This window comes from Fodinibacter luteus, from assembly GCF_039541575.1.
GTDB lineage: Bacteria > Actinomycetota > Actinomycetes > Actinomycetales > Dermatophilaceae > Fodinibacter > Fodinibacter luteus.
This window is the reverse complement of sequence record NZ_BAABGM010000040.1, coordinates 1-1,290: the sequence shown is the minus strand read 5'-3', so window position 1 is coordinate 1,290 and position 1,290 is coordinate 1. Positions and strand designations below refer to the sequence as shown.

At 72.0% G+C, this 1,290-nt stretch carries 1 protein-coding gene; it reads left to right on the top strand.

What is annotated here, in order from left to right; translation table 11 throughout:
* Window positions 1–55: 55 nt before the first annotated feature.
* Window positions 56–1,290: ISL3 family transposase (locus ABD899_RS18870; RefSeq protein WP_345208909.1), on the top strand; the 1,235-nt coding region annotated here is incomplete at its 3' end.

Here is a 1,290-nt window from a genome sequence, read left to right as displayed (position 1 = left end):
GGACGACAGGTCGGGGCAGGACGCGACACTGCTCCTCGGACTGCAGGGGTTGGCGGTGGCGCAGGTCGAGCTCGACGATGAGGGCGCCCGGGTGGTGCACGTGGTCACCGACGACGAGGCCGCGGCGGGCTGCCCCTCGTGTGGGGTGTTGTCGACTTCGGTCAAGGGTCACGCCGTCACCAGGCCGCGGGATGTGCCGTACGGGCAGGCGCCGTTGCATCTGGTGTGGCACAAGCGGCGGTGGCGCTGCCGGGAGGCCGCCTGCGCTCGGGGGTCGTTCACCGAGTCGCTGCCCGCGGTCCCGCCCAGGGCCAGGGTGACGACCCGGTTGCGCACCGAGTGCGGTGCCGGGATCGCGACTCGGTTCTCCTGCGTGAGCGCCGGCGCGGAGCACTACGCGGTGTCCTGGCCGGTGGCGCACCGCGCGTTCATCGCGCACGTCGACCCCGTCCTGGCGCAGCCGCTGCCGCTGGTGACGGTGCTCGGCATCGATGAGACCCGCCGCGGCAAGGTCAAGTGGGCCCAGGACCCCGACACCGGGCGGTGGGTCGTGGTCGCGGACCGGTGGCACACCGGGATCGTCGACGCCGCCGGCACCGGCGGGCTGCTCGCCCACATCGACGGTCGGACCGCTGCCAAGGTCGCGCAATGGATTGCGGAGCAGCCGGATTCGTGGCGGGCCGGGATCACCCACGTCACGATCGACCTGTCCGCGCCCTACCTGCGGGCGGTCACCGACGCCCTCCCGAACGCGGTCGTCGTCGCCGACCGGTTCCACCTGGTGCGCCTGGCCAACGACATGCTCACCGAGGTCCGTCAGCACGCGACCCGTGAGGTGCGTGGCCGACGGGGCCGCAGGCGCGACCCGGAGTGGGCCGGGCGCCGCAAGCTCCTCATCGCCCACGAACGCCTGGACGAGGCCTCCTTCGCGAAGCTGTGGAACGCCCTCATCGATGCTGGCGACCCGGGCATCGAGATCCTGCACGCGTACACCGTCAAGGAGCGCCTTCGCGCCCTGCTCGCGCTGTCCGGGACCAACCCCGACCGCGCCGTCATCCGCGACCGGTTGTGGCGTCTGTACGCGCAGGCTGCCACCTCGGCCTCGCCCGAGGTGCACCGCTTCGCCGCGACCATCGAGCAGTGGTGGCCGGCCATCGAGGCCGCGATCATCACCGACTACTCCAACGCTCGGTCCGAGGGGTACAACCGCCTCGCCAAACACCAGGGCCGTAACGCGTTCGGCTACCGCAACGTGCACAATCACCGCCGCGCCATACGCTGGGCCTGCAC